General features: G+C 72.4%; 28 protein-coding genes and 1 pseudogene. 19 read left to right on the top strand and 10 right to left on the bottom strand.

What is annotated here, in order from left to right:
* The first annotated feature begins 110 nt into the window (after positions 1–110).
* The gene (locus tag ACZ6S0_RS33140; RefSeq protein ID WP_465923247.1) at positions 111–818 is read left to right on the top strand and encodes a histidine phosphatase family protein; all 708 of its coding nucleotides are present in this window, start codon (positions 111–113) and stop codon (positions 816–818) included.
* On the opposite strand, the gene ACZ6S0_RS33145 is transcribed toward ACZ6S0_RS33140, so the two are convergent.
* Complete coding sequence (locus tag ACZ6S0_RS33145; RefSeq protein ID WP_465923248.1) at positions 811–1,293, bottom strand: NUDIX domain-containing protein; 483 nt, start codon at positions 1,291–1,293, stop codon at positions 811–813. The genes ACZ6S0_RS33140 and ACZ6S0_RS33145 overlap by 8 nt on opposite strands.
* A gap of 144 nt (positions 1,294–1,437) precedes the next feature.
* On the opposite strand from ACZ6S0_RS33145, the gene ACZ6S0_RS33150 reads away from it, so the two are divergent.
* The gene (locus ACZ6S0_RS33150; protein WP_465923249.1) at positions 1,438–2,271 is read left to right on the top strand and encodes a hypothetical protein; all 834 of its coding nucleotides are present in this window, start codon (positions 1,438–1,440) and stop codon (positions 2,269–2,271) included.
* A 41-nt stretch (positions 2,272–2,312) separates the two neighbouring features.
* The gene (locus ACZ6S0_RS33155; protein ID WP_465923250.1) at positions 2,313–3,086 is read left to right on the top strand and encodes a hypothetical protein; all 774 of its coding nucleotides are present in this window, start codon (positions 2,313–2,315) and stop codon (positions 3,084–3,086) included.
* A gap of 55 nt (positions 3,087–3,141) precedes the next feature.
* On the opposite strand, the gene ACZ6S0_RS33160 is transcribed toward ACZ6S0_RS33155, so the two are convergent.
* Complete coding sequence (locus ACZ6S0_RS33160) at positions 3,142–3,960, bottom strand: SAM-dependent methyltransferase (RefSeq protein ID WP_465923251.1); 819 nt, start codon at positions 3,958–3,960, stop codon at positions 3,142–3,144.
* Between ACZ6S0_RS33160 and ACZ6S0_RS33165 the strand changes: the two genes are divergently transcribed.
* The 5 genes from ACZ6S0_RS33165 (at position 3,959) to ACZ6S0_RS33185 (ending at position 8,925) form a co-directional block, all read left to right on the top strand.
* Positions 3,959–4,204, top strand: coding sequence for a hypothetical protein (locus tag ACZ6S0_RS33165; RefSeq protein ID WP_465923252.1), 246 nt, complete (start codon positions 3,959–3,961; stop codon positions 4,202–4,204). The two genes, ACZ6S0_RS33160 and ACZ6S0_RS33165, sit on opposite strands and share 2 nt — an antisense overlap.
* Positions 4,180–4,539, top strand: coding sequence for a hypothetical protein (locus tag ACZ6S0_RS33170; RefSeq protein WP_465923253.1), 360 nt, complete (start codon positions 4,180–4,182; stop codon positions 4,537–4,539). The genes ACZ6S0_RS33165 and ACZ6S0_RS33170 overlap by 25 nt, the downstream gene beginning before the upstream one ends.
* Before the next feature lie 169 nt (positions 4,540–4,708).
* Positions 4,709–5,260: an anthrone oxygenase family protein gene (locus ACZ6S0_RS33175; RefSeq protein ID WP_465923254.1), complete on the top strand. Its 552-nt coding sequence runs from the start codon at positions 4,709–4,711 to the stop codon at positions 5,258–5,260.
* Between the two features lie 302 nt (positions 5,261–5,562).
* Positions 5,563–8,001, top strand: coding sequence for an RICIN domain-containing protein (locus ACZ6S0_RS33180; RefSeq protein ID WP_465923255.1), 2,439 nt, complete (start codon positions 5,563–5,565; stop codon positions 7,999–8,001).
* A 123-nt stretch (positions 8,002–8,124) separates the two neighbouring features.
* The gene (locus ACZ6S0_RS33185; RefSeq protein ID WP_465923256.1) at positions 8,125–8,925 is read left to right on the top strand and encodes a hypothetical protein; all 801 of its coding nucleotides are present in this window, start codon (positions 8,125–8,127) and stop codon (positions 8,923–8,925) included.
* Between the two features lie 46 nt (positions 8,926–8,971).
* Here the strand turns inward: ACZ6S0_RS33185 and ACZ6S0_RS33190 are convergent, their stop codons facing one another.
* Complete coding sequence (locus tag ACZ6S0_RS33190; protein ID WP_465923257.1) at positions 8,972–9,448, bottom strand: hypothetical protein; 477 nt, start codon at positions 9,446–9,448, stop codon at positions 8,972–8,974.
* A 226-nt stretch (positions 9,449–9,674) separates the two neighbouring features.
* Here ACZ6S0_RS33190 and ACZ6S0_RS33195 point away from each other — a divergent pair, with 226 nt between their 5' ends.
* Together ACZ6S0_RS33195 and ACZ6S0_RS33200 are read left to right on the top strand one after the other, a co-directional pair.
* The gene (locus tag ACZ6S0_RS33195) at positions 9,675–10,241 is read left to right on the top strand and encodes an AAA family ATPase (protein WP_465923258.1); all 567 of its coding nucleotides are present in this window, start codon (positions 9,675–9,677) and stop codon (positions 10,239–10,241) included.
* Between the two features lie 124 nt (positions 10,242–10,365).
* On the top strand, positions 10,366–11,664 hold the full coding sequence (locus tag ACZ6S0_RS33200) for an alkaline phosphatase family protein (protein ID WP_465923259.1): 1,299 nt from the start codon (positions 10,366–10,368) through the stop codon (positions 11,662–11,664).
* A gap of 119 nt (positions 11,665–11,783) precedes the next feature.
* Here ACZ6S0_RS33200 and ACZ6S0_RS33205 read toward each other — a convergent pair whose 3' ends face one another.
* Positions 11,784–12,431 (bottom strand): FMN-dependent NADH-azoreductase, encoded by a 648-nt coding sequence (locus tag ACZ6S0_RS33205; RefSeq protein ID WP_465923260.1) that lies wholly within the window; start codon positions 12,429–12,431, stop codon positions 11,784–11,786.
* 84 nt (positions 12,432–12,515) lie between these two features.
* On the opposite strand from ACZ6S0_RS33205, the gene ACZ6S0_RS33210 reads away from it, so the two are divergent.
* Positions 12,516–13,013 (top strand): MarR family winged helix-turn-helix transcriptional regulator, encoded by a 498-nt coding sequence (locus ACZ6S0_RS33210; protein WP_465923261.1) that lies wholly within the window; start codon positions 12,516–12,518, stop codon positions 13,011–13,013.
* A gap of 91 nt (positions 13,014–13,104) precedes the next feature.
* On the opposite strand, the gene ACZ6S0_RS33215 is transcribed toward ACZ6S0_RS33210, so the two are convergent.
* The gene (locus tag ACZ6S0_RS33215) at positions 13,105–14,637 is read right to left on the bottom strand and encodes a glycosyl hydrolase family 18 protein (protein ID WP_465923262.1); all 1,533 of its coding nucleotides are present in this window, start codon (positions 14,635–14,637) and stop codon (positions 13,105–13,107) included.
* A 301-nt stretch (positions 14,638–14,938) separates the two neighbouring features.
* Between ACZ6S0_RS33215 and ACZ6S0_RS33220 the strand changes: the two genes are divergently transcribed.
* From ACZ6S0_RS33220 to ACZ6S0_RS33235, 4 genes are all read left to right on the top strand, one after another.
* A complete protein-coding gene (locus tag ACZ6S0_RS33220; RefSeq protein ID WP_465923263.1) occupies positions 14,939–15,382 on the top strand; it encodes an ester cyclase in 444 nt (147 codons plus the stop codon).
* A gap of 166 nt (positions 15,383–15,548) precedes the next feature.
* Complete coding sequence (locus tag ACZ6S0_RS33225) at positions 15,549–15,956, top strand: hypothetical protein (protein ID WP_465923264.1); 408 nt, start codon at positions 15,549–15,551, stop codon at positions 15,954–15,956.
* Between the two features lie 99 nt (positions 15,957–16,055).
* A complete protein-coding gene (locus ACZ6S0_RS33230) occupies positions 16,056–16,664 on the top strand; it encodes a dihydrofolate reductase family protein (RefSeq protein WP_465923265.1) in 609 nt (202 codons plus the stop codon).
* A 135-nt stretch (positions 16,665–16,799) separates the two neighbouring features.
* Positions 16,800–16,967 carry a hypothetical protein gene (locus tag ACZ6S0_RS33235; protein WP_465923266.1) on the top strand — a complete coding sequence of 56 codons (168 nt, stop codon included), beginning with the start codon at positions 16,800–16,802 and terminating at the stop codon, positions 16,965–16,967.
* Positions 16,968–17,061: 94 nt separating this feature from the next.
* Here ACZ6S0_RS33235 and ACZ6S0_RS33240 read toward each other — a convergent pair whose 3' ends face one another.
* Complete coding sequence (locus ACZ6S0_RS33240) at positions 17,062–18,663, bottom strand: GNAT family N-acetyltransferase (protein ID WP_465923267.1); 1,602 nt, start codon at positions 18,661–18,663, stop codon at positions 17,062–17,064.
* 108 nt (positions 18,664–18,771) lie between these two features.
* Between ACZ6S0_RS33240 and ACZ6S0_RS33245 the strand changes: the two genes are divergently transcribed.
* Positions 18,772–19,689: a LysR family transcriptional regulator gene (locus ACZ6S0_RS33245; RefSeq protein ID WP_465923268.1), complete on the top strand. Its 918-nt coding sequence runs from the start codon at positions 18,772–18,774 to the stop codon at positions 19,687–19,689.
* Between the two features lie 132 nt (positions 19,690–19,821).
* Here ACZ6S0_RS33245 and ACZ6S0_RS33250 read toward each other — a convergent pair whose 3' ends face one another.
* The gene (locus ACZ6S0_RS33250) at positions 19,822–20,610 is read right to left on the bottom strand and encodes an ABC transporter permease (protein WP_465923269.1); all 789 of its coding nucleotides are present in this window, start codon (positions 20,608–20,610) and stop codon (positions 19,822–19,824) included.
* Complete coding sequence (locus tag ACZ6S0_RS33255; RefSeq protein ID WP_465923270.1) at positions 20,607–21,548, bottom strand: ABC transporter ATP-binding protein; 942 nt, start codon at positions 21,546–21,548, stop codon at positions 20,607–20,609. Before ACZ6S0_RS33255 ends, ACZ6S0_RS33250 begins: the two co-directional genes overlap by 4 nt.
* Before the next feature lie 112 nt (positions 21,549–21,660).
* Here ACZ6S0_RS33255 and ACZ6S0_RS33260 point away from each other — a divergent pair, with 112 nt between their 5' ends.
* The gene (locus ACZ6S0_RS33260; protein ID WP_465923271.1) at positions 21,661–22,770 is read left to right on the top strand and encodes a sensor histidine kinase; all 1,110 of its coding nucleotides are present in this window, start codon (positions 21,661–21,663) and stop codon (positions 22,768–22,770) included.
* On the top strand, positions 22,767–23,420 hold the full coding sequence (locus ACZ6S0_RS33265; RefSeq protein ID WP_465923272.1) for a response regulator: 654 nt from the start codon (positions 22,767–22,769) through the stop codon (positions 23,418–23,420). The genes ACZ6S0_RS33260 and ACZ6S0_RS33265 overlap by 4 nt, the downstream gene beginning before the upstream one ends.
* A gap of 35 nt (positions 23,421–23,455) precedes the next feature.
* Here ACZ6S0_RS33265 and ACZ6S0_RS33270 read toward each other — a convergent pair whose 3' ends face one another.
* Both ACZ6S0_RS33270 and ACZ6S0_RS33275 read right to left on the bottom strand, forming a co-directional pair.
* On the bottom strand, positions 23,456–24,049 hold the full coding sequence (locus tag ACZ6S0_RS33270) for a zinc-binding dehydrogenase (protein ID WP_465923505.1): 594 nt from the start codon (positions 24,047–24,049) through the stop codon (positions 23,456–23,458).
* Positions 24,050–24,112: 63 nt separating this feature from the next.
* Positions 24,113–24,593 (bottom strand): annotated as a pseudogene (locus ACZ6S0_RS33275) (alcohol dehydrogenase catalytic domain-containing protein); the annotation flags it as partial.
* Positions 24,594–24,695: 102 nt separating this feature from the next.
* Between ACZ6S0_RS33275 and ACZ6S0_RS33280 the strand changes: the two are divergent.
* A complete protein-coding gene (locus tag ACZ6S0_RS33280; RefSeq protein WP_465923273.1) occupies positions 24,696–25,376 on the top strand; it encodes a TetR/AcrR family transcriptional regulator in 681 nt (226 codons plus the stop codon).
* Positions 25,377–25,399 lie beyond the last annotated feature (23 nt).

The raw sequence follows: 25,399 nt of genomic DNA on the forward strand, positions 1-25,399 counted from the left end.
GTCCGGCCGCCCGAAGGCGGCGACGGGCCGGGACTTTCCACTCACAGGGATCACGCGCCGCGTGTTCGGGCGTTCGCCACGGGCCGCAAGGCGAGTAATGTTCGGTGATTGTGGGGTCCGAGAGTGAGCAGCCGGTCGAATACCGCCAGAGCCGCTTCCGCACGCCGCCGGGGGCGGCCGAGATTCTGCTGGTGCGGCACGGCGAGTCCGAGCCCGTCCGCCCCGACCGGCCGATCCCGCGGGTCGACGGCCAGGACGACCCCGGTCTCGCGCCCGAGGGCCGCGAGCAGGCCGAGCGGCTGGCCCTGCGGCTGGGTGCCGAGCGCATCGACGCCATCTACGTGAGCACGCTGCGCCGCACGTCCCAGACCGCCGCGCCGCTCGCCGCCCGGCTCGGCCTGACGCCCGTGGTGGAGCCGTCGCTGCGTGAGGTCTATCTCGGCGACTGGGAGGGCGGCCTGTTCCGGCGCATGGTCGCGGAGGGGCACCCGATCGCGCGGCGGATGTCCGACGAGGAGCGCTGGGACGTGATCCCCGGCGCGGAGCCCGCCCCGGCCTTCTCCGACCGGGTGCGCGAGGCGCTGGGCAAGCTGGGCGCCGCCCACCCCGACCAGCGGATCGTGGTGGTGACGCACGGCGGCGTGATCGCGGAGGCGCTGGCGGCGGCCACGGGTTCGCGGCCGTTCGCGTTCCTCGGGGCCGACAACGGGTCGGTGTCGCGCCTGGTGCTGACGGACAAGCGGTGGATCCTGCGCGGCTACAACGACACCGCGCACCTCGGCGCGGGCCACTCCGCCACGGCGGCCCCGCTCACCTGAGCGAAGTGGGGCCCGGCTGCCGGGGAGACGACGATTCGATCAGGAGCCGGTGCGGCTCCAGCAGCTCCTCCGGGAGGTCGTCCGGGGCGCACCAGCGGGCGTCGAGGATCTCCATCGGGTTCAGCCGCAGCGTGCCGCCGCCCTCGTACGCGGCCGCGTAGGCGACCTCTATCCTGAGCCGGAAGCCGCTCCCGAGCCGTACCAGCTCCTCCACCCGCACCTCCAGCCCGGTCTCCTCCCTGACCTCGCGGACGACCGTCTGCTCGAAGGTCTCACCCCGCTTCGCTCCCCCGCTCGGCAGGCCCCACTGCCGGCCGGGGGGCCAGAAGCGGTGCCGCAGCAGCAGCACGTTCCCCTCGCGGTCGCGGACGATGCCGGTCACGCCGACCATGAACTTGGCCTGCGTCAGGTAGAGCAGCCGCCACTGCACCGACCCCCGGATGCCGAGCCAGAGCCGGGCCATCAGCCTCTTCACCACTGTCCTCCGTATCCGACGAATTCCCCGGTACTCCAGGTCATGAAACAGCCGCGCACGGTCGCGGTCGATGCGCCAGGATGGAGGCACGTTCACCACCGAACCCGAGAACGCGCCAACGTCGTCGTGTGACGGGAGCCTTTCATGAGCGTGAGCCGGATCGCCGAGCGAGCGGTGCAGTGGGTGATGGCGGGCGCGGGCATCGCCATCTCGCTGGCCGGTCTCCTGGGGTTGCTCGACAGCGTGTCCCTGGGCGGCGCACTACCCAAGATCACCCTGCTCATCCTGAGCACGGTGGTCGTCTACCTGCTGCTGGAGCTCGGCCGCCTGCGGGTGGTCGACCAGATCCACGACGTGGTACGGCGGCTCGACACGGACGCGATCGTCCGCGACCGCCTCAACGGCCACTACGGAGGCGTCGCCCGCGTGCATCCCGGCTTCCCCGGTGAGGTGTTCACCAGGCTGCTCGACTCGGCGCACCGGGAAGTGGCCATCCTGCAGACCTGGATCCCCAACCTGGAGGACTTCCAGAAGCGGCTGGAGGAGGCGATCCTGCACAGGCGGGTCAGGGTGCGGGTGCTGCTGCTGCACCCGGCCTCGCCGGTCGCGCTGCTGCGTGACGAGGCCCTGGGCCAGCACCGCGAGCCCTCCGCCGAGGCGAACGTCCGCGAGAGCGTGGAGTCGTGCCTGGCCGCCTTCTCCGCCATGCACGCGCGGCTCGGCGAGCACGCGGGCCTGCTGGAGGTGCACGTCTACAACTCGCTGCCGTCGATCGCCGTCCACCAGGTGGACGAGCACTACCTGGTCAGCTCCTTCCTGCACGGCAAGCTCGCCATCAAGTCGAGCCAGATCGAGGTGTCGGGCTCGGGCACCGTGGTGGGCCGCGACGTGCGCCACGAGCTGGACAAGATCTGGGAGATCAGCCGGCCCGTGGACCTGCGCGACTGGCAGGTGTCGGTCAACAACATCTGCCTCTGAACGACGCCCCCCGGCGGCTCCGGGCCTGAAAGGACGGTCCCATGCAAGAGCTCGACGACTTCGAGGACGGCCTCATCGAGGCGTTCAAGCGGCACCCGGTGCTCGCCGGGGTGCCCCGGCTGCCCGACGCGGACTTCGCCGCGCTGCTGCTGCAACGGCGGTTCCTGTCGCTGGCCTTCACCCCGGCCTACGACCTGGCGATCGATCTGCTGACCGACGAGAGCGGGCTGCGCATCGCCCGTACGATCCTGCGCGAGGAATATCCGGGCAGCCACGGGCGCACCCGGTCGCATCGCGAGGACATGAAGGAGGACCTGCTCAGGCTCGGCGTCCCCCGGCAGGCCCTCGTCGACACCCGGCCGACCCCGGCGACGACGGCCGCCATCACCGGCACGCTCGACCTGATCGCCGAAGCCGGGCGGGCCGAGCACGCGGATCTGCGCCTGCTGACGATCCTGCGCTTCTGGGGCGAGATCCTGGTCTCGGTGGAGTACGAGCGGTTCTGGCCCCGGATGGAGCCGCTGCTGACGCGCGACGGCAAGAACCACTCCTGCTTCTACTACCCGCACCTCATCCACGACGCCAAGGCCCATCCGCTGGCGACCACCTCGCGGCTGTCGGCCAGCCACTCCGACCGGCTGGGGGTACGCCTGAGCGAGCTGCTGGCGCGCGACGGCGACACCGAGGGGTTCCGCGCGGTGGAGCGGCGGGCCTACCTGCTCAGGGTGGACTTCTACGACCAGTTCTCGGCGATGGTGCCGAGGCCGGAGGCGGCGGTCCCGTCCCCGACGGGCGGCGGCGCGGGCCGCACGTGAGGCGCGTCCCCGTCCGGGTGGCGGAACGGGGACGCGCCCAGGCTCTTGACGGCGGTCAGGGCTTGCGGGCCACGCCTCCGTACTGCGAGACCTCGCGGTCGGTGTACTGCGTGCCGGGCTCCGGCCGCCACCCGGGCAGCGACACCACCCCCGGCTCCAGCACCTCCATGCCCTCGAGGAAGCCCTCCAGCTCCTTCGGGCTGCGCAGCGTGATGGGGGTGCCGCCGCCGTCGTTCCACAGGGTGGCCGCCTCGTCCATGGCGGGGCTCGTGACGCTGCTGGCGATGGCGAGCAGGCTGCCGGAAGGCAGGGCGCCGGTGAGCGTGCGCACGATCTCGTACGCGTGGCCGAGGCCGGGGACGAACTCCAGGATGCCGAGCAGCAGCAGGCAGACGGGCCGGTCGAGGTCCAGCGTCTCGCGGGCGTCGCGCAGGATGGTCTCGGGGTCGCGCAGGTCGGCGTCCAGGTAGGCGGTCTTCCCCGCCTTGGTGCCGCGCAGCAGGGCCCGCGCGTGGGCCAGCACGATCGGATCGTTGTCGACGTAGACGATCGCGGATTCCGGCGCGACACGCTGGGCGACCTCGTGGGTGTTGTCGGCGGTGGGGACACCGGTGCCGATGTCCAGGAACTGGCGAATGCCCGCGTCGGCCGCCATGCGGACGACCCGGCCCAGGAACTCCCGTTCGGCGCGGGCGATGACGGCCAGCTCGGGTGCCACCATCAGGATCTGATCGCCCACCTCGCGGTCGGCGGCGTAGTTGTCCTTGCCGCCGAGCCAGTGGTTCCACACCCGGGCCGGGTGCGGAATGCCGGTGTCGACGCGGCTGAGGAGGGCCTGGCTGTCGGGGACCTGCGTGCCCGGGTCGGAAGTCATGGATTCCTTTCCCTCACAAGATCACTCCACCAATCCGCTCATCGTAACCAACCGAGGTATCGCGGATGGTCACGAATTGTCGGACAAATATCCATATTTCATGGCATCGCGTTATGGCTATTCGGGGGATAAATTTGCCGATATTCCCTGTCTCGGGATGAATCCCGGCATGGCGGCCATAAGGGCGTTTCCCGGTCGGTGCCCGACTAGCATGGCGGCATGGCAGCAGGAGAGCGTCGCCTGACGCCCGAAGAGGAGGCGATCCTGCTCGCGATGCTCGGGCCGGACTTCCCCGGCAGCGCCGAGCTGCGGGCCCAGGTGCCCTCGGTCGTGGTCACCGGCGGCTGCGCGTGCGGGTGCGACACCATCGACCTCAGGGTGGCGGGCGATCCCGCCCCGGCCCCCGTGCCGGACGGCCATCCGCTGTCGGCCGACATCCGCGGCACGAGCGACGGGGTGCTGCTCTTCGTCCGCGACGGGTACCTGTCCTGCCTGGAGGTCTACACCCCGGACGACGCCCCCGCGCGGCTGCCCGACCCCGGCCGCCTGAGCGTACGCCCTCCCGGGAAGCCCTCCTGACCAGCGCGCCCTCCTGACGGGGCGGCCTGTCGGCCTGGCACCGGTCGCGTGGACGAACGCGTATGCGCCTGAGCCTGTCGGCCATGGTTCGTTCCGGCCGGGACGGCTTGACTGTGGTCGTCGAACGATTCCAGGCCCGAGCCGGCCTGGGACCAGAAGGAAGATGACCATGCAGTTCACCCGTGAAGCCCCCTCCCCAGCCGTACCGAAACGTCCGATCCCCTGGTGGTCCGCGCCGGCCCTCTGGCTCGCCATGGTCACCATGGGGCTCATGGCCGGCCTGTTCTACGCCTTCGCGGTCGCGGTCATGCCCGCGCTCGCCGGCGCGGACGACAGGACCTTCGTGCTGGTCATGCAGAAGATCAACAGGACGATCGAGAATCCGGTCTTCTTCGTGACCTTCTTCGGCGCCTTCGTCTTCACCGGGGCGGCGGCGATCGCCCGCCATCGCCTCGGGGCGCGGGCCGCCGCCCGGTGGATCCTGGCCGCGCTGGCGCTCTACATCGTGGCCCTCGCCATCACGATGGGCGTCAACGTCCCGCTCAACGAGGAACTGGCGCGGGCCGGCGATCCCGCCCACATCGCCGACCTGGCCCAGGTCCGCGGCGCGTTCGAAGAGGTGTGGGTGCCTGCCAATGTGGCCCGCGCGCTGGCCTGCACGCTCGCGGTGGCCTGCCTGGCCCGCGCCACGGCACCGCGCGTCCGGAGCGGGCGGTCGTGAGCCCTGACTCCGTGCGGGCCCTGCCGCGGGCTGTCCACCGCACCACGAGGGGCCCAGCCGCCAGGCACGTCCCGGGTGAGGATCCTGTTGGGCTCTCCGATGCCGGCTCTTCGCGGCGTGTCCGACAACAGTTTTCCTGATCTACAGCCGCCGACCAGCCGATTGCGGTCATCTCGCTTCCGCGATCGACGTGAACATCCTCGTGAGCGAGACCTCCGCCCGGCTGCCCGCGCCTGCCGACCTTGCCGCAGGCCCAGCCGAGGGATGCGGAGGAGATCTGGAAAGGGACGTGTGTGTACGACATGTTGCTCAAACGTGGAAAGAGCCGCTGGTTCAGATTATCGGCCGCGTCGCTGGGGGTGGCGATGCTCGTGGGCCTGCTGACGGGCATCCCCGACCGGCCCGCCCAGGCGGAGCCGTCCGGAACCCCTCAGTACCGGGCGCTGGCCGGTGTCGGCTCCACGACGACGCAGGAACTGATGAACGCGTTGTCGAACGTGGTCACGGTGAACGGCCAGAAGGTGCTGGCCTCCTACGACGCGGCCCGGCCGCTGCTGCCGGGCAGGATCACCACCAAGGATCCGGCGACGCATCCGGACTGCACGCTGAACCGCCCGGGGGGCGACGCCTCCGGCCAGAGCGCCCTGCAGTACTCGATCGCGGCCGAGGACGGATGCCTGGACTTCGCCCGCCTGGCAGGCGAGCCGGACCGGCAGTCGATCTCCCCCGCCCACAACGTGACCTACCGGCCGTACGCGCTGGACGGGATCACGTACGCGACGAACCTGGCCAACCCCATGCGCCCGCCGAGCCTGGAGTTCCTGCGCCTCGTCTACACCTGTGCCGACGTCTCACCCCCGCTCCATCCCCTGCTGCCCGCGGCGGGGTCGCAGTTGCGCAGCGAATGGCTGACGGCACTCGGCATCCCCGAGTCGGACGTCAGCGCCGGGAAGTACCCCTGCGTCAAGGACACCAGCGAGGGACAGCCCATCCGCGAGAACTACTTCACCCCGGTGCTGGCGGACCCGTACGCCATCCTGCCGATCTCGATCGCGAAGTACGCGACGGGCGGATGGGCCGGCATCAGGATCGGCGACATCCAGGCGGCGCCGGAGTCGGACGGGCGGGGCCCCGTGGTGCCCAACACCGAGGACTTCCCCGAAGGGGTCGGCTACGCCGTCCTGGACGAGATGCCGATCCAGCTCACCCTCGCCGAACTGCTGGACCTCTACCAGTGCAGGAACACGACGTCCGGCATCACGCCGCTGCTGCCGGCGGCGGGTGCGGTGCGGTCGGCGTGGTTGCGGACGATGCGCATCACCGAGGCCGAGATCATCGAGGGCCGCTACCCGTGCATCCGCGACATGAGGAGCGACGGTTCGCCGATCGCGGCCAACGACGGCACCGGGCTGCGGGACACCGAGGTCATTCCCTACTCCATCGCCGAGTACCTCCGGCAGGCGGCCGGACACAGCGGCGGCTCGCCGATCCAGGACAAGCGCGCAGGACGGCGGCTGGGCTCGCTCCCGCAGGGCGGCGGAGTGGTGGCGCGGCCGTTCGTGCTCAACCCGAACTACGGCCGGCCGCTGGTGCACCGGCTGTACAACGTGATCCCCATGGCGAAGCAGCGGACCAGCCCGTGGCGGGAGGTGTTCACCGGCCCCGACTCGCTGGTCTGCCAGAACACCGCGCTCATCAGGACGCACGGTTTCACCCCTCTGGCGCCGGAGGCGTGCGGCGGCGGTGACCTGCCGCTCGACCCGCCACCGCCGAGCTACCAGATCCGCAACCTCAAGAGCGGCAAATGCCTGGCGATCGACGGGGCCGGCACCGCCAACGCGGCCCCCGCCGTACAGCGGACCTGCGGCAGCGGCCCGGAACAGCGGTGGAGCTGGTCAGGGGCCGACGGCCGGCAGCTCAAGAACACCCACAGCGGCAAGTGCCTGGCGATCGGCGGCGGCGACACCGCCAAGGGCGCGCAGGCCATCCAGTGGCCCTGCGGGTCCGGCACCGAGCAGCAGTGGATCCTGCAGGCCGACCCCCACAGCACCGAGACGAGCCTCAGGAACGTCAAGAGCGCCCTGCTCCTGGCCGTGACCGGCGCCAGCACCGCCGACGGCGCCAAGGTGATCCAGTGGACGGCCAACGGCGGCCAGGAACAAGCCTGGACCCTGCTGACCGCCACCACCCTCGCACCGGGCGGGCAGGCGCCGGTCCAGGCGGCCGACGCCTCGGCCGGCACCGGCGAGGCCCGGGAGGGGAAGGCGGCCTCGAACGAGTGGGTCACGGTGAGGTACCCGAAGCAGTTGGTCGACGTCCGCCACGGCCGGTGCAGAATGCAGGGCTACTGGTCCACGAAGGCCGTCCGGCCGGGCAGCGGCCCCATCGGCGGCATGTTCCTCGACACCCGCGCCTATGTCGTCGGCCCCAAGTGCGCGGTCACGATGCAGTTCCAGGTCGTCAACTACCAGCAGCGACGTCTGTGGATCTTCACCGCCGACCACAACTACGACGCCGGCAAGCCCTCGAGTTCCGGTCACAACGAGCGCTGGATGTTCTGGGGACCCATCCTCGGCGGAGGCTACGAAATGAAGATCGGCAACGTGATCTACCTCCTCACCTACTCCCTACAGGACATGACCGCCGGGACCAGCCTCTCCTCGATAGGGCAGGTCTGGGGGCCGAAGGCGAACTGGTGTGACGGCTGGGTCGGGCCGGGCGCCTGCCCCACCACGAACTGAGGAACTGCGACAAGGACCGCGAGCGGGACGCGCCCTCTGAGGGCCGCCCGGCGCGGGTCCGCGTCCCCGCGGAAATTCCGCGGGGACGCGGGCATGTCCGCGGCCCCGCGCGTCCGTGTTTGGATGTTCCCCGTGCGGGAGTCGGCGGCCGAGCGGGTGGCGCGCGAGGTGGTCGCGGCGTACGCGGAATGCGGCGCGCTCGACTTCGCCTACGGCCAGGGCTCGGTGTTCAGCGGGTTCACCGACGACTCGGACCTCGACATCGTGATCGTCTGGGGTGCCGGCGAGCCGCCGCCCCCGGACCGGCGACCGGCCGGGCGGCTGAGCGACCCGGGCTGCGAGCCCACCCAGTTCCACGCGGCCGCGTACGGGCTGGACAAGCTGCGTGTCTCCGGGTGGGAGGTCGACGTCGGCCATTGTCCGCGGGCCAGGTTCGACTCCTGGTGCGCGCTGGTCGGCGCCGGAGACGGCTGGCAGGAGCCGGAGTGGCCCCAGCCGCTGCACGCCGTGGCGGGCTTCGTCCACGGCACCCTCCTGGCCGACGACCGAGGGACGGGCGAGGCGATCCGGCGCTCGATGCGCACGCCCGCCCCGCGACTGGCCGCCAAGGCCGGGGCGGCGCTGGAACGGCAGTTCCCCGCGTACGCGGACGCCCTGCTCGCCTGCGCCCGCGACGACGACGGGTGGCTCTTCCACGATCTCGCCGCCCGCCTGGTCCGGCAGCTCCACGTCGCCTGGTTCGCGGCCGAGGGGCACTATCTGCCCTTCCCGAAGCACCTGCGGCGGTGGGTCCGGCGGCTCGGCCTGGACGAGGGCGGCGCACTGCTGGAGCGGCGCATCTGGGAGACGGCGACGCTCCACGAGCGCAGGCTGGCCATCGTGCGGTTCGCCGAGCACGTCCTCGGCCGGTTGCCCGCCGGGTGACGCCACCGGGCGGGCGGGGCTCCCGGGGGCGTCGTGGCCGGTGTTCCTACTTCGACAGGTAGAGGGTCTTCCAGGTGCCCGCGTACAGGCAGTTGAGTGACGGCTTGGCGGCCTTGCGCTCGGTGCAGACCTTCAGCTCGACCTGGTAGACGTCCTGGTACTTGAGGGAGAATGCCTGCGCGGTGCGGTACGAGCAGTCGCGGACCCAGCGCTCCTTGAACGGCAGGTTGTTCCCCGACCGGTACGTGATGCGGAAGACGGCCCACCCGCACGCGGGGCCGCGGGTGTTGTCGTACACCTTGCCGGAAATCCGTACGACGTCGGCGGTCGGCAGCACCTCGTGGTCCTCACCGGTGGCCGTCAGGGTGCCGGTGGCCCTGGCCGCCTTGCCGGGGGCGTAGTAGGGGCCCCAGGTGCTGGTCGCCGAGTCGGCGGCCTGGGCGGCGGGGGTGAGGGCCGCGACGGTCGCGAGGGCGGCGGTGGCGGCGATGGCCAGGCCGGATAGAGTACGGGAGATCGGCATCGGGGGCCGTCCTTTCAGGTGGGCTGGCCCTACTGTGCGGTGCACCGATTTCAAGTGACTTGCCGGAAATCGGCGGTCGATTTCAAGGCGCTTGCCGGGAGTCCGGCGTCGCTTTCAACCCTCTTGCCGGAGCGTGGCGAAGGCCCCCCGGCCCGCTCGATCCCATGACCGCCGTCCCGGCGGAAGCTCGCCCGTGCCCACGTCCAGAAAGGCACTCGTACCAGCGATGAAGCGCTACATCCTCACCGGCACCCCCGGCGCCGGCAAGACCACGATCCTGCACCGCCTGGCGGACCTCGGGTACGCTACCGTCGAGGAGGCGGCCACGGCGGTCATCGCCGGCGAACAGGCCCGCGGCGACGCCGAGCCCTGGGCGCGGCCGTCGTTCGTCGGCAAGGTCGTGGCCCTGCAACGGCTGCGGCAGACGGAGGCGGGCCCGGCGCCCGTACGGTTCTTCGACCGCTCGCCCATCTGCACGCACGCCCTGAGCACGTTCGTCGGCCATCCGGTCCCGGCGTCCCTGTCCGAGGAGATCGACCGGATCGTCCGGGAGCGGCTCTACGACCGGCGCGTGTTCTTCGTCCGCAATCTCGGCTTCTGCGAGCCGACCGACGCCCGCCGGATCAGCTTCGCCGACTCCCTCGAGTTCGAACGCCTCCACGAGCGGACCTACCGCGCGTTCGGCTTCGAGCTCGTCGACGTGCCCGCCGGGCCGGTCGCCGAGCGCGTGGCCGCGATCCTGGCCACGGTGGCCGCGGCGGCCGCGGCGGCCGAGCGGGAGCGGATCCGGTGATCGGCCCGGCGTTCACGGGGTCGTCACCCGGACGCGGCTGTGATCGTTGCCGGTGACCTTCTACGTTGGCGGTCCAACGTTGGCGGCGGCCGTCACGGTGACGGCACGAAAGCGGTGATGGTCGATGTCGATTTCACGACGTACCGTGCTCGGCGGGCTCGCGGCGGCCGGAGTCGGGGGCCTCGCCCCCACAGGGCGGGCCGACGCGCACACAGGCGGGCGGCGCGGGGCCAAGCACGTCATCGTGGTGGACTGGGACGGCTTCGACCCCGGCTACCTCGGCCGGGTGGCGACCCCGAACCTCGACGCGCTGGCCGCCCGCGGCGTCCTCGCCGTCGCCGAGGCGACCTTCCACACGGTCTCGAACCCCTGCCGCGCGTCCATGAGCACGGGCGCCCACCCGGAGGTGCACGGCAACGTCGCGTACGTGTACGACCCGGTGAGCGGCAGGGCGCAGGGCCAGAGCCGGTTCCTGGCGGCCGAGACCATCGCGGAGTCCCTGGCGGCCGAGGGCCGCACGGTCGCCTCCGTGCAGTGGTACATGATCCAGGACCACGGCGTCCGCTACGGCGACCCGGAGCACCTGTACGTCCAGCCTGGCGGCGCCTTCGGGCCGCGGGTCGACGCGGCGATCGACATCCTCAACCTGCGCCCGGTGAACTCGAACGGGCAGCAGGTGACCGTGCCGAAGATCCCCGACCTGCTCGCCGTCTACAGCTCCGACCTCGACGCCGTGGGCCACGACGAAGGACCGGACAGCCCGAACATCGCCCCGGTGCTCGCCGAGCACGACCGGCAGCTCGGCCGGCTGGTGCAGGCCACCAAGGACGTCGGCATCCACCAGGACACGGCGTTCCTGCTCACCGGCGACCACGGCATGACGGCCTGGAACCGTTCCCTGCTCCCGCAGGTCGTCGAGGCCGTCACGGCGCTCGGCCACAGCGTCGAGGTCGTCCCGTCGGGCAGCGCCCCGGCCCCCGGCACCGAGGTCGTCATCGTCCCCAACGCGGTGCGGGTGGGCCACGTCACGCTGCGCGGCACGGCCGCCGAGCCGCGGGCCCGGGGCCGGATCGAGGCGGCGCTGCGCCGGTTGCCGCAGATCAGCCGGGTGCTCGACGATCGCGCGCTGCGGGCCCTGCGCGCCGGGGACAAGCTCGGGGACCTGGTGGCCGAGGCGCGGCCGCCGTGGGGTTTCGCGCTCCCCGAGCCGCCGGCCGGGCAGTGGCGGGGGGCGCACGGCAGCCTGAGCGAGATGAAGGTGCCCCTGCTGCTGTCCGGCGCGGGGATCCGTCCCGGGCTCCGCCTGCGCCGTCCCCGGCTGATCGACGTCGCGCCGACCATCGCGGCGCTGCTCGGGACCCGCCCGCCCGCGCAGGCCCAGGGGCGGGACCTGACGGGGATCGCGGGGTCCGCCCAGCCGTAGGCGGCCGGTCGCGCTCCTCGTGGCGCGCGATGTCTGCGCGTTCGTCCGCGGGCCCGCGCCGGCCGCGTCCGGTTCCCCCGGCTCCCCCGTGGCCCGGGGGAACCGGGGCCCCGAGGGCTCTACGCGGCCACCGTGGCAGCGGACCAGAGGAGGTCGATCTCGCGTTCGGCGGCGGCGAGGCTCTCCTCGGCGAGCGGGATGAGGTCGGACATCTGCGGGTTCACCTTGGCCAGCGTCAGCTCGGCGGTGATGAAGCGGGGCGTCAGGCCGGCCATCGACAGGGCGTGCGGGAGCCACGCCTCGGCATGGTCCCAGCCCTCGCGGGGCGAGCCGGGGCCGTAACCGCCGCCCCGGGACTTCACCACGATGAACTCGCGGCCACCGAGCAGCCCCTCCCCCTTCACCGGGTCGTACGAGAGCCCGGCCGCCATGAAGTGGTCGACCCACGCCTTGACGCTGCTGGGCGCCCCGAAGTTGTACAGCGGGAGGCCCAGCAGCACCGTGTCGGCCCGCTTCAGCTCCTCCACCAGCCGCTCGGTGAGCGTCCACGAGGCCGCCTGCTCAGGCGTGTGCTGCTCGACCGGCACCCTCCGCGCAAGGCCGCCGAGGTGGTCGAGGTGGGGCAGGGGGTTGCTGCCGAGGTCCCGGTAGGTGACCGTGCCGCCGGGGTGGGCGGCCCGCCACGCGGCGGCCGCGCGAGCCGTGAGCCTGCGGCTGGTGGAGGTGTCGCCTTGGATGCTCGAGTCGATGTGCAGCAGGTGCGCCATGTCGCTACCTCTCTATAAATGATTGACTTAACGCAAATCATTTGTACCACATGGATCGGCGCTGGTTGTCGATAGACTTGGGACATGGCCTCCCCGTCCGCTGTCAACGCGCCCACGACGCCCTCCGCAGACGGGTCGCCGCACCGCAGTGCGGCGCTCCTCGACCACCTCGCCCGCCGCCTGCGCCTGCGCGCGGAGTCGGCGCTGGCGCCGCTCGATCTGCGCACCCGTCACCTGGTGACGCTCACGCTGCTCCGCGATCGGGGCGCCTGCACGCAGCAGGCCCTCGCCACGATGCTGTCCATGGACGGCACCAACGTCGTCGGGCTGCTCAACGATCTCGAAGCCAAGGACCTGATCGAGCGCAAGCGCTCGCCGGAAGACCGCCGCCGCCACGTCGTGGAACTGACCGATGAGGGCCTGCGGCTGCTCGCCGAGGCCGAACTCGCCCTCGCCGCCGAGGAGGACGAGGTGCTCCACGCGCTCGACCAGGAGCAGCGGGAGCTTCTCTACCACCTGCTCAGGCTGGCGCTCGGCGGCAACGGAGACGAGGTCTGCTCGGCGGAAGAGGATCCCTGCTGAGCCGCGCGTCCCGACCCGCGGGGCAGGAGTCCCGCGGGCCGGGCGCCGCCGGCTCCGCGCCGGCGCTCGGGCCGGCGCGGAGCGTTCTGGGTCAGCGGCCCTGGAGAGACTTGACGTTGTCGCCGAACGTCCAGTTCCTGGCGCCGTCCCAGTTGAGTGACCAGGTCATCAGGCCCTTGAGCTGGCCGTTGAAGCTGTTCCACGCCTGGGAGACCAGGGAGGGTGACATGTGGCCGCCGCCCGCGCCCGGCTGGGCGGGCAGGCCGGGGACCTGCTTGTCGTAGGGCACTCGGATCGTGGTGCCCTGGATGACCAGGCCGTTGTTCAGGCAGGTGGTCTGGGCGACGAAGCCCTGCACGGTGCCGGCCGAGTAGGAGTCGCCGGAGCAGCCGTACATGCTGCCGTTGTAGTACTGCATGTTCAGCCACCAGAGGCGGCCGTTGTCGGCGTACTTCTTGACGATCGGCAGGTACGCGCCCCAGATCGAGCCGTAGACGACGCTGCCGCCGGTGACGTACGCCGTCTCGGGCGCCATGGTGAGGCCGAAGCCCGCCGGCATCTGGGCGAGCACGCCGTCGATGATGCGGATCAGGTTCGCCTGCGAGGCGGACAGCGTGTTGATGTTCCCGCTGCCGGTGAGGCCGGTCTCGATGTCGATGTCAATGCCGTCGAAGTTGTACTGCTTGAGTATCGGCACGATGGTGGCGATGAAGCGGTCGGCGACGGTGCTGGAGCTGAGGTCGATGCCGGCGGTGGCGCCGCCGATGGACATGAGGATCGTGGCGCCGGCCGCCTTGGCGGCGCACATCTCGGCCGGGGTGGCGACCTTGACGGTGTTGTCCATGCCGTCCTCCCACAGGACCGTGCCGTCGGAGCGGATCACCGGGAAGGCCATGTTGAGAACGTTGTAGCCGTGCTGCGCGATGCGCGGGTCGGTGACCGGGGTCCAGCCGAAGGGCGGGTGGACGCCGTTGGCCGCGCCGTCCCAGTTCTCCCAGTACCCCTGCAGGACCTTGCCGGTGGGCCTGGGCTTGAGCGGACAGGTCCCTGCGGTCGGGGTGACGGTGGGAGTGACCGTGGGGGTCACGGTGGGAGTCACGGTCGGGGTGACCGTGGGGGTGACCGTCGGGGTGGGGGTGGACGTGGGCGGGGTGCCGGGGCCGTCGAAGCTGACGTCGTCGGCGTAGTAGGTGCCCTGGCCGTACCAGCCGTGGAGGTAGACCACGGCGGTGGTCTGGCTCGGCCCGGCCGTGAAGGGCACGGTGAGCTGCGCGTACGCCGACGGCGACGAGGTCCAGGTGGACCCGCCGCCGTTCACGCCGAGGTAGACATGGCCGCCGCGGACCCAGGCGGTCAGCGTGTAGGCGGCGCCGGGCTGGACGGTGACGGACTGGCTGCACTGGGCGGTGCTGGACCCGGTGGCGGCCCCGGCCAGGGCGCCGCCGCCGGAGCGGACGGGCGTGCTGACGACCGAGCCACCCGCGCAGGTCCAGGGCGACAGGCCCCCGGCCTCGAAGCCGGGGTTGGCGAGCAGGTTGGCGGCGCTGGCCGAGGTCTGGGTGACGAACACACCCAGGACGGCGAGGAGCAGCGTGACGGCCAGCACTAACGGTGTTCGGGTCATGAGGACAACCCTTCTGTGGCCCGGACGTCGCCCGGACCGTGACGGGCGCGGCGCGGAGACCTGGGAAGTGCCGCGCATTGGGGGGTGCGTCAGCCCTCATTATTGTAAAGAAACTTATCCATTGTCTACGGCACCCCAGGTGGCAGCGCGCCCGGCCCGCCCCCCGCATCGGGCGGCCCGCCTCCGGGCACGGCCTCCGGCGCTTTGCCGCCGCCTGACGTCGCCATGACCAGCGGCCGACCGGCACGTGAGTAACGTGACCGGAAAGTCCAAGAAGGCAGCACCTCATGTAGGAATGCGCATGTCCGTTTACTGGGATCTCAAGCACCGGCTCGGCGCGGCGGTCAACGATCACGACCTGCGGAAAGTACTCGACTGCTACCAGCCGGACGCCGTCTACGTCACACCGGCGGGCATCGCGGAGGGCCACGAGCAGATCGCCTGGCTCCACAACCAGTTCCTGCGGGGCTTTCCCGACTTCCACATGACGGCGTGGTTCGAGCTGGGCGACTGCGACAACCCCACCGTCACGGAATGGACGTACACCGGGACCCACCTGGGCCCGCTCCTCCTGCCCGACGGACAGGAGATCGCGGCGACCGGCCGCCGGATCGCCATCCGCGCGACGTGCAACGCGCACGTCACGGACGGCAGGATCAGCTCCCACCGTGAGTACTACGACCAGTTGGAGCTCTACACCCAGCTCGGCTACGCCCTCGTCGAACGGGGTCGGCTCCCCGCGTGACCCCGCCCCTCGGGGTTCGACCTCTCCGGGACCGGCGGTGTGCCGGCCGGTCGAGGTACGGGAAATGCCCGGTGAATGCCCGGGTCTTTTACCTTGGGCCGGCCGTGGCCGTTGTGTGAGCATGACGGCGTAAGGGCGTCACCTCGAATGGTGAAAACGCGTCCGGATGCATATCTCGTGGTATTTGCACGCGCTGGAGCTGGGATTCTCGGTACGCCCGCCCAGGGCGGGTTTCTGGTGCGACTTCTGCAGCCTCAAGGCCGGCCGGCGCGGCACGGTAGTCAACGCCGACGGCACCCTCTATAGCTGCTGGGAAACCGTGGGCAGACCCGGGCTCGAGGTCGGCGACGTGTGGCGGGGATATCTCGCTTCCGAGATCATCGAACCGCGCTGGCACTCCTGCGACTACGCGACCGCCGCACACGGCACTCCGCAGCAGTCCGAAGACTTCCACGACGCGGTCGACGCGGCCCTGCTCGACGAGCTGTCCGCGCGCGGCGCCCTCGCCCGCCGTGAACGGCGCCCTCCAGAGCGCACGCCGAAGCCCTATGACGCGGAGCCCGCCGGACCGTAGGGAAGCCTGAAGAATTCCGTAAACGGCTGCCGCCACTCTGGAGCACATGAGAGCGGCGGGCGGACGAGCCCGCCGCACCTACGTGCGAAGGAGTGACACATGGCGAGCAAACTGGTGGTCGGGACCTTTGTGACCCTGGACGGCGTGATGCAGGCCCCCGGCGGGGCGGGCGAGGACGCCTCCAACGGCTTCACCTACGAGGGCTGGGTGCCCCCGCATCTGGACGAGGGGTTCGACCGCATCATGGGGCCGCTGTTCGAGCGCGCGGACGGTCTGCTGCTGGGGCGCAGGTCGTACGACATCCTCAGCTCGCACTGGCCCGACGTCCCCGACGAGGAGGGCGGCGCCAAGATCAACAGCATGCCGAAGTACGTGGCCACCCGCACGCCGATGAACGCCACCTGGCGCAACACCGAGGTGCTGACGGGCGAGGCCGCCGAGACCGTCGCCGAACTCAAGCGGCGCACCGAGGGCACGATCCTCGTCCAGGGCAGCAGCGACCTCCTGCGCACCCTGCAGAGCGCCGAACTGGTCGACGAGTACCACCTGCTGGTCTTTCCCGTCGTGCTCGGCCAGGGGAAGCGGCTGTTCGCCGAGGGCACCACGCCCGCCGGGCTGAAGCTCACCGGATCGAGCACCACTGACACCGGCGTCGCTTACCTCACGTACGCATGGGCGGGCAAGCCGGCCTTCGGCACCATCGCCTAGCGGTTCCGCACAGCCTCTCGGACGGCGGGCCACGGGGACTCGCCGGGGAAAGAGCGGCACCGCTTGGCGGAAATCGTGCCCATGGCGCGGCCCGGCTGCCCCGGCCGTGGGCGTGCGCGGTGTTAGCGTCCGCCTATGGCGTCCCATCACCCCGACGACGACCGCCCGCCCGGCAAGCCCCCACCCGGCAAGCCGACGGCGCGGCGACGCGTGCTGGTGATCCTCGGCATGATCCTGCTCCTGCTGTTCTTCCTGCTGATGGGGATCGCCTCGTTCCTCCTGGTCGTCCCGGAACTGGACTGAGTCGCCGGGCTCGGGCCTGGTCGCCGTATCCCTGCCACGGGGCCCCAGAAAGAGTCCCGCCACCGGCTGAGTGCGGCCCGGCCTGGTCAGGCCCTCATGCTCGCGAGCGGTAGTGGTAGCTGTGGGACTTCGTGAAGCCCAGGCCGTCGAAGAGGGCTCGGGCGGCGTGGTTGTCCTCGACGACCTGGAGATAGAGGCGGGAGGCCCCCTGCTCTCGCGACCACCGGGCGGCCTCGGCCAGCACCGCGCTCGCCACGCCCGCCCGCCGGTGACCGGGGTGGGTGGCCAGGCAGAACAGCCCCGTCCAGCCGTCCTCCGCGACCGCCAGCACCAGCCCAGCGACGTCTCCAGCGACCACCGACCCCGACCCGACGGCATCCCCAGAGGCCGCCGACCGCGGCCCGGCGGCATCACCAGGGACCGCCCACCCCAGCCCGGCGGCATCACCAGGGGCCGCCGACCACGGCCCTGCGACGTCCGGTGTGGCTGCCGGGAGCGGGCCGGAGGTGGTTCTGGCGAGCAGTGCCTTTGCGGGCGCGATGCGCCGGATGACGTCCATGTCACCGGCGTGACCGGTCACCGCCTCGAACAGGGCGGGCCAGCGGCCCTCATCGGCCACCCGCTCGGCGCCGCCGGATCCCCCCGTCGCGGCCGCCACGGCGTCGACGTCGGCGGTCATGACGAGCGTGCCACCGCTCTTGGCGTAGCCGTGGGACTCCAGGAGCGCGTCCAGCTCCGCGTGCTGTTCCGCGGGGGTGACCTGGACCGTCGCGGGCATCGCCCGTCCAGCGTAGAAACTCTCCAGGGCCTGGATGGACGGGGTCGCGTCCAGGGTGGGCAGGGCCGAGTTCGCCCGTCTGCGGTCCACGCCCGGGGTGTGGCGCAGCAGCCAGCCGTCGCGTTCCTCGGTGTGCCGGGCGGGCCAGGCGCGGGCGGCGCGTCGTTCGATCTGCGACGGGCGGGACGCGGCGCACAGCCGCACGAGCCCCGGGACCAGGCTCCTGAGCATTTCCTCGTCGCCCGGGTCGCAGGGCGCGTACTCGGTGATGCCCAGGCCGACGATCTCGTGCCGGGCGGCCAGGGCGGCGACCGCCTCGGTGAGGGCGCTCGGGGACAGGCCGCCGGGCTCCGGGTAGCCGACCGACCTGATGCCGTCGAGGACGTCGAGGTCGACGTGGACGTAGAGCACGGCGTCGTCGCGCACGGTGGACAGGCCGCCGATGCCCGCGCGCCGGATGTGGTCGGCCTCGGCTGGGTCGAGCGAACGGGTGCCCGCCAGCGCGATCTGGCCGGGGCGCAGCGCGGGTGAGCGTACCAGCTCGGACGGCCCTTCGCCCTGGAGCGTACGCAGGATCATGCCGTGGAAGGCGCCCGACGGGGACGTGGCGGGAGTGTTCAGGTCGCCGTGGGCGTCGAACCAGACGACGGTCAGCCGGTCGCCGTGGCGGCGCAGCGCGGCCGTGACCGGTTCGAGCTCGACGCCGCAGTCGCCGCCGACCGTGACGGTGAGTCCGTCGCCGGGCAGCGCGCGCCTGACCCGGTCGGCGGTCTCGGCGAGGGTGCCCTCGGCGTCCACCCGGACGTGCCGGGCGGCCCCGGGAACCATCGCCGCCAGCCTGGACGCGCCCTCGACCAGTCGGGGCGCCGTGGGTGACGACGACCCCCGCCACTGGGGGACCTCGACGACGGTCAGCATCCGACCCCTCCTCACCTCGGGTTCCGCGGGTGGCCGCAGCACAGTGTGGCGTGGTCGAATTGGCAACGTCCACTTAGTGATCGTGAGCTGATCTGTAAGGATTCCTTGATGCTCGACCCCACCAGGCTGTGGCTGCTGCGCGCGTTCGCCGAGCACGGCACGATGACCGCCGTGGGCGAGGTCTGCGGCATGACCTCGTCCGCCGTCTCGCAGCAGCTCGCGACCCTGGAGCGCGAGGCGGGGGTCGCGCTGTTCGAGCGGGCGGGGCGCCGGGTCCGGCTCACCGCCGAGGGGCGGCGGCTGGTCGGGCACGCGTACGCCGTGCTCAACGCCTTGGACGCCGCCGAACAGGACCTCCGGTCGGCCACGACCCCGAGAGGGCCCGTCCGGGTGGCCTGCTTCGCCACGGCGGCCGTTCGGCGGCTGCTGCCCGCGATGGCCGCCGCCCGCGACCGCCACCCCGGCCTGCACGTGATCCTGTGCGAACTCGAACCCCGCGAGGCCGTCGAAGCACTCCGCGACGGCGGCTGCGACCTCGCGATCGCCTTCACCTACAACCTCATCCCGCAGGACACTCCGCCCGGCGTCACGCGGCGGCTCCTGGGCGTCGAGCCGATCCTGATCGCCCTCCCCGCCGGCCATCCGGCGGCGGACGGCGACGTGGACCTGCGCTCGCTGCGCGAGGAGCAGTGGATCGCGGGGTCCCTGGGCACCACCGACCACGAGATGTTGCATCGGGCCTGCGCGTGGGCGGGGTTCCAGCCCAGGATCGTGCACACGGCCGACGACTACGCGCTCGTGCTGCGCATGGTCCGCGAAGGGCTGGGTGCCAGCCTGGTGCCCGAGGTGGTCGCCACGGTGGTGGGCGTCCCCGAGGGGGTGGTGCTGCGGGCGGTCTCCTCGGTGGAGATCACCCGCACCACGCACGCGCTGGTCCGGACGTCGACCCCGGCGGTGGAGGCCGTGCTCGGGCTGCTCGGCGACCGGCCCGGCCCGCCGACGGCCCACGCCCGCGACTCGGGGTGACCCGATCAGCCCACGCCCACGCCCGCGTCCCGGGGTGACCCGACCGGCCCGCGCCCACGCCTGCGTCCCGGAGTGACCCGACCGGCCCGCGCCCACGCCCCCGCGTGACCTTCTGGGCGCTCGCCGTTCCTCCTACTCCCAGCGGAAGAACACGGCCGCGACGCCACCGCAGGCGAGCACGGTCACGCCGAGGCCGATCAGGTGGGCGGGCTCGACGGGATGCCCGAGCCAGGTCAGCGACAGGGCCTCGGCCGCGGCCCCGAACGGCAGCCACTCCCCCGCCGTCGCCAGCACGCCGGGAAGGCCGTCCCGTCCGCCGAACATCCCGCCCAGCGCGCCCAGGGCGAAGAACAGGACGAGGCCGATCGCCACGGCGGAGTTCGGCGTGGGCGCGAGCGCGGCGACGACCAGGCCCACGGCGTACATCGCCGCCGTGGTCAGGACCAGCACGCCGAGGGCCGCCCCCGCGTCCACCGGGGGGCTGGCGCCGAACGCCAGCATGGCGAGCAGCCACGCCGCCGCGACCCCCACGGCGGTCTGCAGCACCCCGACGGCCACCTGGGCGACGAGCACCATCACGGGCGAGGCGGGCGTCACCGCCAGCCGCCTCAGGATCCCGGTACGGCGGTAGTACGCCAAGAAGCTCGGCATGTTCACGATCCCGGTCATGGCCACGACCATCGTGAACACCAGCGGCAGCACGCGGACGTCGAGCGCCGTCCGGCCGCCCGCGACGGCCTGGCCGCCGGCGCCGGAGGCGTTCATCACCAGGATGAGCATCGGCAGCCCGACCGGCACGATCAGCCCGGCCGTGTCGCGGGCGACCATCTTCAGCTCGCTGACCAGGAGCAGACCCCACGAGCGCGGGCCGGGGCGGTACACGGCGGTGGTCGCCGGGGCGCCGTCGAAGACGGGTTTCATCGGCCGGCCTCCTCACGGTCGAGGGGCCGTCCGGTCAGGGCGAGGAAGGCGTCGTCGAGGGTGGCCCGCTCGACGCGCGTGCCGGTCGCCACGACGCCCGCGCGCACGAGCGCGACGCTCACCGCCTGGAGCAGGTCGCCGCGGCCCTCCACGACGACCTCGCCGCCGTCGGAGCGTACCCGGTCGACCTCGTCGAGGCGTTCCAGCAGCCCGCCGGGCAAAGGCTCGGCGGCGCTGAACCGTACCCGCTGGGCGAACCCGGCCCGCCTGACCAGCCCGGCAGGCGAGTCGAGTGCGACCACCTCGCCCGCGTCGAGCAGCGCGACCCGGTCGCAGAGCCGCTCGACCTCCTCCATGGCGTGGCTGACGAGCAGCACGGTCACGCCCGACTCGCGCAGCCTCTCCAGCGTGGACCACATCTGGCGGCGGGCCTCCGGGTCGAGCCCGGTCGTCAGCTCGTCCAGGATCACCACCCGGGGCCGCCCGGCCAGGGCCAGCGCGATCGACAGCCGCTGCTGCTCACCCCCGGAGAGCTTGGCGAAGCGGACGCGGCGGGAACCGGCCAGGCCGACCGACTCGATCAGCTCGTCGGTCTCCCTCGGCGACCGGTAGAAGCTCCGGTAGAGGCGGACCAGCTCGACGACGGTCAGCGTGGCGTGCAGTTGGGCGTCCTGGAGCTGGACGCCGAGGAGCTGCCGCAGCCGGACGCGGTCGCGCCACGGGTCCAGGCCGAGCACCCGTACGGTGCCGCGGTCGGGCCGTCCGAGCCCGGCGATCAGCTCGACGGTGGTCGTCTTGCCCGCTCCGTTGCGGCCGAGGAGGCCGAAGATCTCACCGGCGGTGACGGACAGGCTGATCCCGTCCACGGCGATCGTCGCTCCGTAGCGCTTGTGCAGGCCGTCCGCTTCGACGGCGAGTGAGGACACGGTTTCTGGCATGCCGCCGACGCTAGGGGCGGGCAGGCGGGTGTGGCCCGTGCCGATGGTCAGCGTTCGCGGGCATGACTTTCGGCACCCCCGTGGCGGGCGGATCGGGCATTACAGTGACGGCATGCCGCGAATCGAGCCGGACGTCGGGGCGGGCGTGGTGATGCTCGTGGGCTGCGGGGCGGTGGGCCTGCCGGTCGCGCTGAGCGCGTCCGAGACGCTGGTGCCGCGCGCGCTGTGGCTCGTCGCGTACGCGGCACTGCTGGCCGCGGTGCTGGCCGCCGCCCTCTACGAGGGTTACCGGCCGCGCCGGGCCACCGCCGCCTACGCTCTGTCGGTCGTGCTGGGCTGGACCGTGGTCGCGACGGCGCCGGGGGCCGGATGGCTGCCGATCCTGCTGGTCCTCGTCGCCGCGGTGAGCGCGTACATCGTCCCGCCGTGGGCCGGGGCGGCGGTCATCGTGCTCAACTCGGTCGTCATCGCCGTGACCACGGCCCGCGCCGGCGGCGGGACCGCCGACGTCACCATCGGCACGCTGCTCTACGTGCTGATCCAGATCGCCGCGCTGCTCAGCTCGTTCGCGATCATCCGGGAGCAGCGGATGCGGCGCGAGCTGGCCGAGGCGCACCTCGAACTGCGGGCCGCGAGCGTCGTGCTGGCCGACTCCGCGCGGGCCCGCGAACGCCTGCGGATCGCCAGGGAGCTGCACGACGCCATCGGGCACCAGCTCACCGTGCTGGCCCTCGAACTGGAGGTGGCGCGCCACCACGACGGCCCCGCCGCGCGCGAGCACGTCGAACGGGCGAACCGGGTCGCCCGCGACCTGCTCGACGACGTGCGCGAGACCGTCGGCCGGCTCCGCGCCGACGGCCTCGACCTGCGCGAGTCGCTCACCGCCGTGGTACGCGACATCCCCGGCCTCGACGTCAGCGTGCGCATCGACGACGACGTGCCCGCCGGGGAAGACCTCACCGCGACCCTCGTACGCGTCGTGCAGGAGATCGTCACCAACACCATCCGGCACGCGGACGCCACCCGCCTGCGGATCCGCATCGAGACGACCTCCGACGGCGCCGTACGGCTCACGTCCGCGGACAACGGGCGCGGCAGCCCCACCCTGACCCCCGGCAACGGGCTGCGCGGCCTGACCGAGCGGATCAACGCGCTCGGCGGCGACGTGCTCCTCGACGGCAGCGACGGCTTCCGCGTCACGGCCAAGGTGCCGGCCCGATGATCCGGGTGCTCGTGGTCGACGACCAGACCCTCGTGCGGCAGGGCATCCGCAGCCTGCTCGACCTGACCGACGACATCGAGGTGGTGGGCGAGGCCGACGACGGCATGGCCGCGCTGGCGGCCGTCGACGCGCACTCCCCCGACGTCGTCCTGCTCGACCTGCGGATGCCGCGCCACGACGGCATCTGGGCCCTCGCCGCGCTGCGCGGGCGCTCGGCGGGCGCGTCGCCGCCGGTGCTCGTGCTCACCACGTTCGACCACGACACCCTGGTCCTCGACGCGATGCGGGCGGGGGCGCGCGGCTACCTGCTCAAGGACGTGACGCTGGAGCAGCTCACCCGCGCCATCCGCACCCTCGCCGACGGGGGCACGCTGATCTCGCCCTCGATCACCGACCGGCTGCTGCGCGCCGTCCGGCGCGGCGGGCCGCCCGCCGACGGCGAGCTGCCGCCGGTGCAGCGGCTCACCGAGCGGGAGCTGGAGGTGCTGCGGCTGGTGGCGGAAGGCTACAGCAACCGCGAGATCGCCCAGGCGCTGTTCCTGGCCGAGGGGACGGTGAAGAACCACGTCTCTACGCTGCTGCTCAAGCTCGGGGCGCGCGACCGTACCAATGCGGTGCTGCGCGCACTGCACGAGAACGTGCTCGGTTGACGGCGGTTGACGAGGGCTCCGGCGTTCGCGGGCTCCTATCGGCGCGGGTCGATGTGGATCTTCGGGCCGGGCCCCGCCCAGGGCGGGCGGTGACCGGCCAGGACGTCGGCCGTCTCGGCCAGGCCGACCGTGGCGGCCACGAGCGGGCGGGCGTCCACCGAGCCGTCGGCGTAGGCGGCGACGGCTCCGGCCAGTCCCGCCGAGCCGCCGAGTATTCCGACGGCGGTGACGTCCTTGAGCACCAGGTCCCGGGTGTCGATGGTGCTCGGCGTGCCGGCTAGGCCGACGCAGACCACCCGTCCGGCCGGTTCGACCAGCTCGAGCGCGAGCGCGGGCAGCTCGGGGGCGTTGGCGGCGGCGTCCACGACGGCGTGCCAGGCCAGGTCCGGCAGTGACGGGCGGGTCCAGGCGCCCGCGAAGCCCAGCTCGCGAGCCAGGCGGAGCCCGTCGTGATCGCGGCCGAGCAGGTGCGTCTCCACCCCGTGTGCCCGCGCGAACAACGCCACCAGCAGCCCGATCGTCCCGGTCCCGAGGACGAGCAGCCGCTCGCCCGGCCGCAGGGCGGCGGCGCGGACGGCACGCAGGGCGTTTCCGCCCGGCTCCACGAGCGCGCCGAGCGTCTCGTCCACCGCGTCCGGGAGCGCGTGCAGCGCCGTGACCGGGACGGCGACCCGCTCGGCCAGCGCCCCCGCCCGGCCCCGGCTGATGCCCAGCTCGGCCAGCTCGGCGCACACGTGGTGGCGGCCCCCGCGGCAACGGTCGCAGCGCCCGCAGCCGAGCATGGTGTCGCCGGTGACGCGGCGGCCCAGCCAGGACGGGGTGGCGGCCGTCGGGGAGGCGGTGGACCCGCCCGCACCACTCGTGCCCAGGACGCAGCGGATACCAGGCGCGGCCGGTGCCCAGGTAGCTCATGTGGCCGGTGAACAGCTCGAGGTCGGTGCCGCACACTCCGGCGCGCTCGACGTCCACGACCACCTCGCCCGGTCCCGCGACGGGCGGCTCGACCTCCTCGACCGCGGCCGCGCCAGGCCCGGTCAGCACCAGCGCCCGCACTAGCGGGAGCCCGGGAGGTCGTGGGCGCCGACCAGGCGGACGGCGGGCCGGTCGGCGGCGGACGGGCCGATGCGCTTGAGGTGCACGGTGAGTCCTCTTCCCGGTCGGGAGACAGGTCATGAAGGATTCTCCCCCGGACCGGTGGTCCGCCCGCGGCTCGCGGGCGTGGATCCGCCGATGCTGATCGCGACGGATATCCTTCGGGGAGATCGAGAGGAATCCATGATGACCAGCAGCCCCGGCCCCGCGACCACTCCCGTGGCCCCGGGGGGCGCACCGGCTGCGCCCCGGCGGCGTGACGCGGCCAAGACCCGCCGGCAACTGCTCGACGCGGCCCTCCAGCGTTTCGCCCACGACGGGTACGCGGCGACCACCGTGCGCGAGATAGCCGACGACGCCGGCGTCAACGTCGCGCTCATCAACCGCTACTTCCAGTCCAAGGAGGGCCTGTTCGAAGCGTGTCTGGAGGCCGCCGTCGAGGAGTTCCGCCGGGCCGCCGGCACCGGGCCCGACGCCGCTCAGGGCGCCGCTCCTGACACGGTGATGGGCCCCGGCCTGATCTCCGACGCCATCCAGCAGATCATCCGCGTCATCTCCACGGGACGCCCGTACCAGTTGCTCCTGCTGTTGCTGCGCTCCTCCGGGGACGAGCGGACCGAGCACAAGCGGGTGGCGCTGCTGCGCTCGTACGCGGAGGGGCTGGCCTCGACCGCGGGCTGGCGGCACGACGCGCCCGGCGGCGACCAGCTCATGCTGCGCGCTCAGCTCGTGCTGTCGATCGCCATCGGCATCGCGACGCTGCGCGCCTCCACGCCGCTCGAGCCCCTCGCCTCCGCCGGGGCGCAGGACCTCGCCGACCCCCTGCGCGAGGTCATCGCCACACTGCTGCCGGGCCCTTCATGACGCGGGGCCCTTCATAACGCGGG

It is taken from the genome of Nonomuraea sp. NPDC051298 (assembly GCF_055586305.1).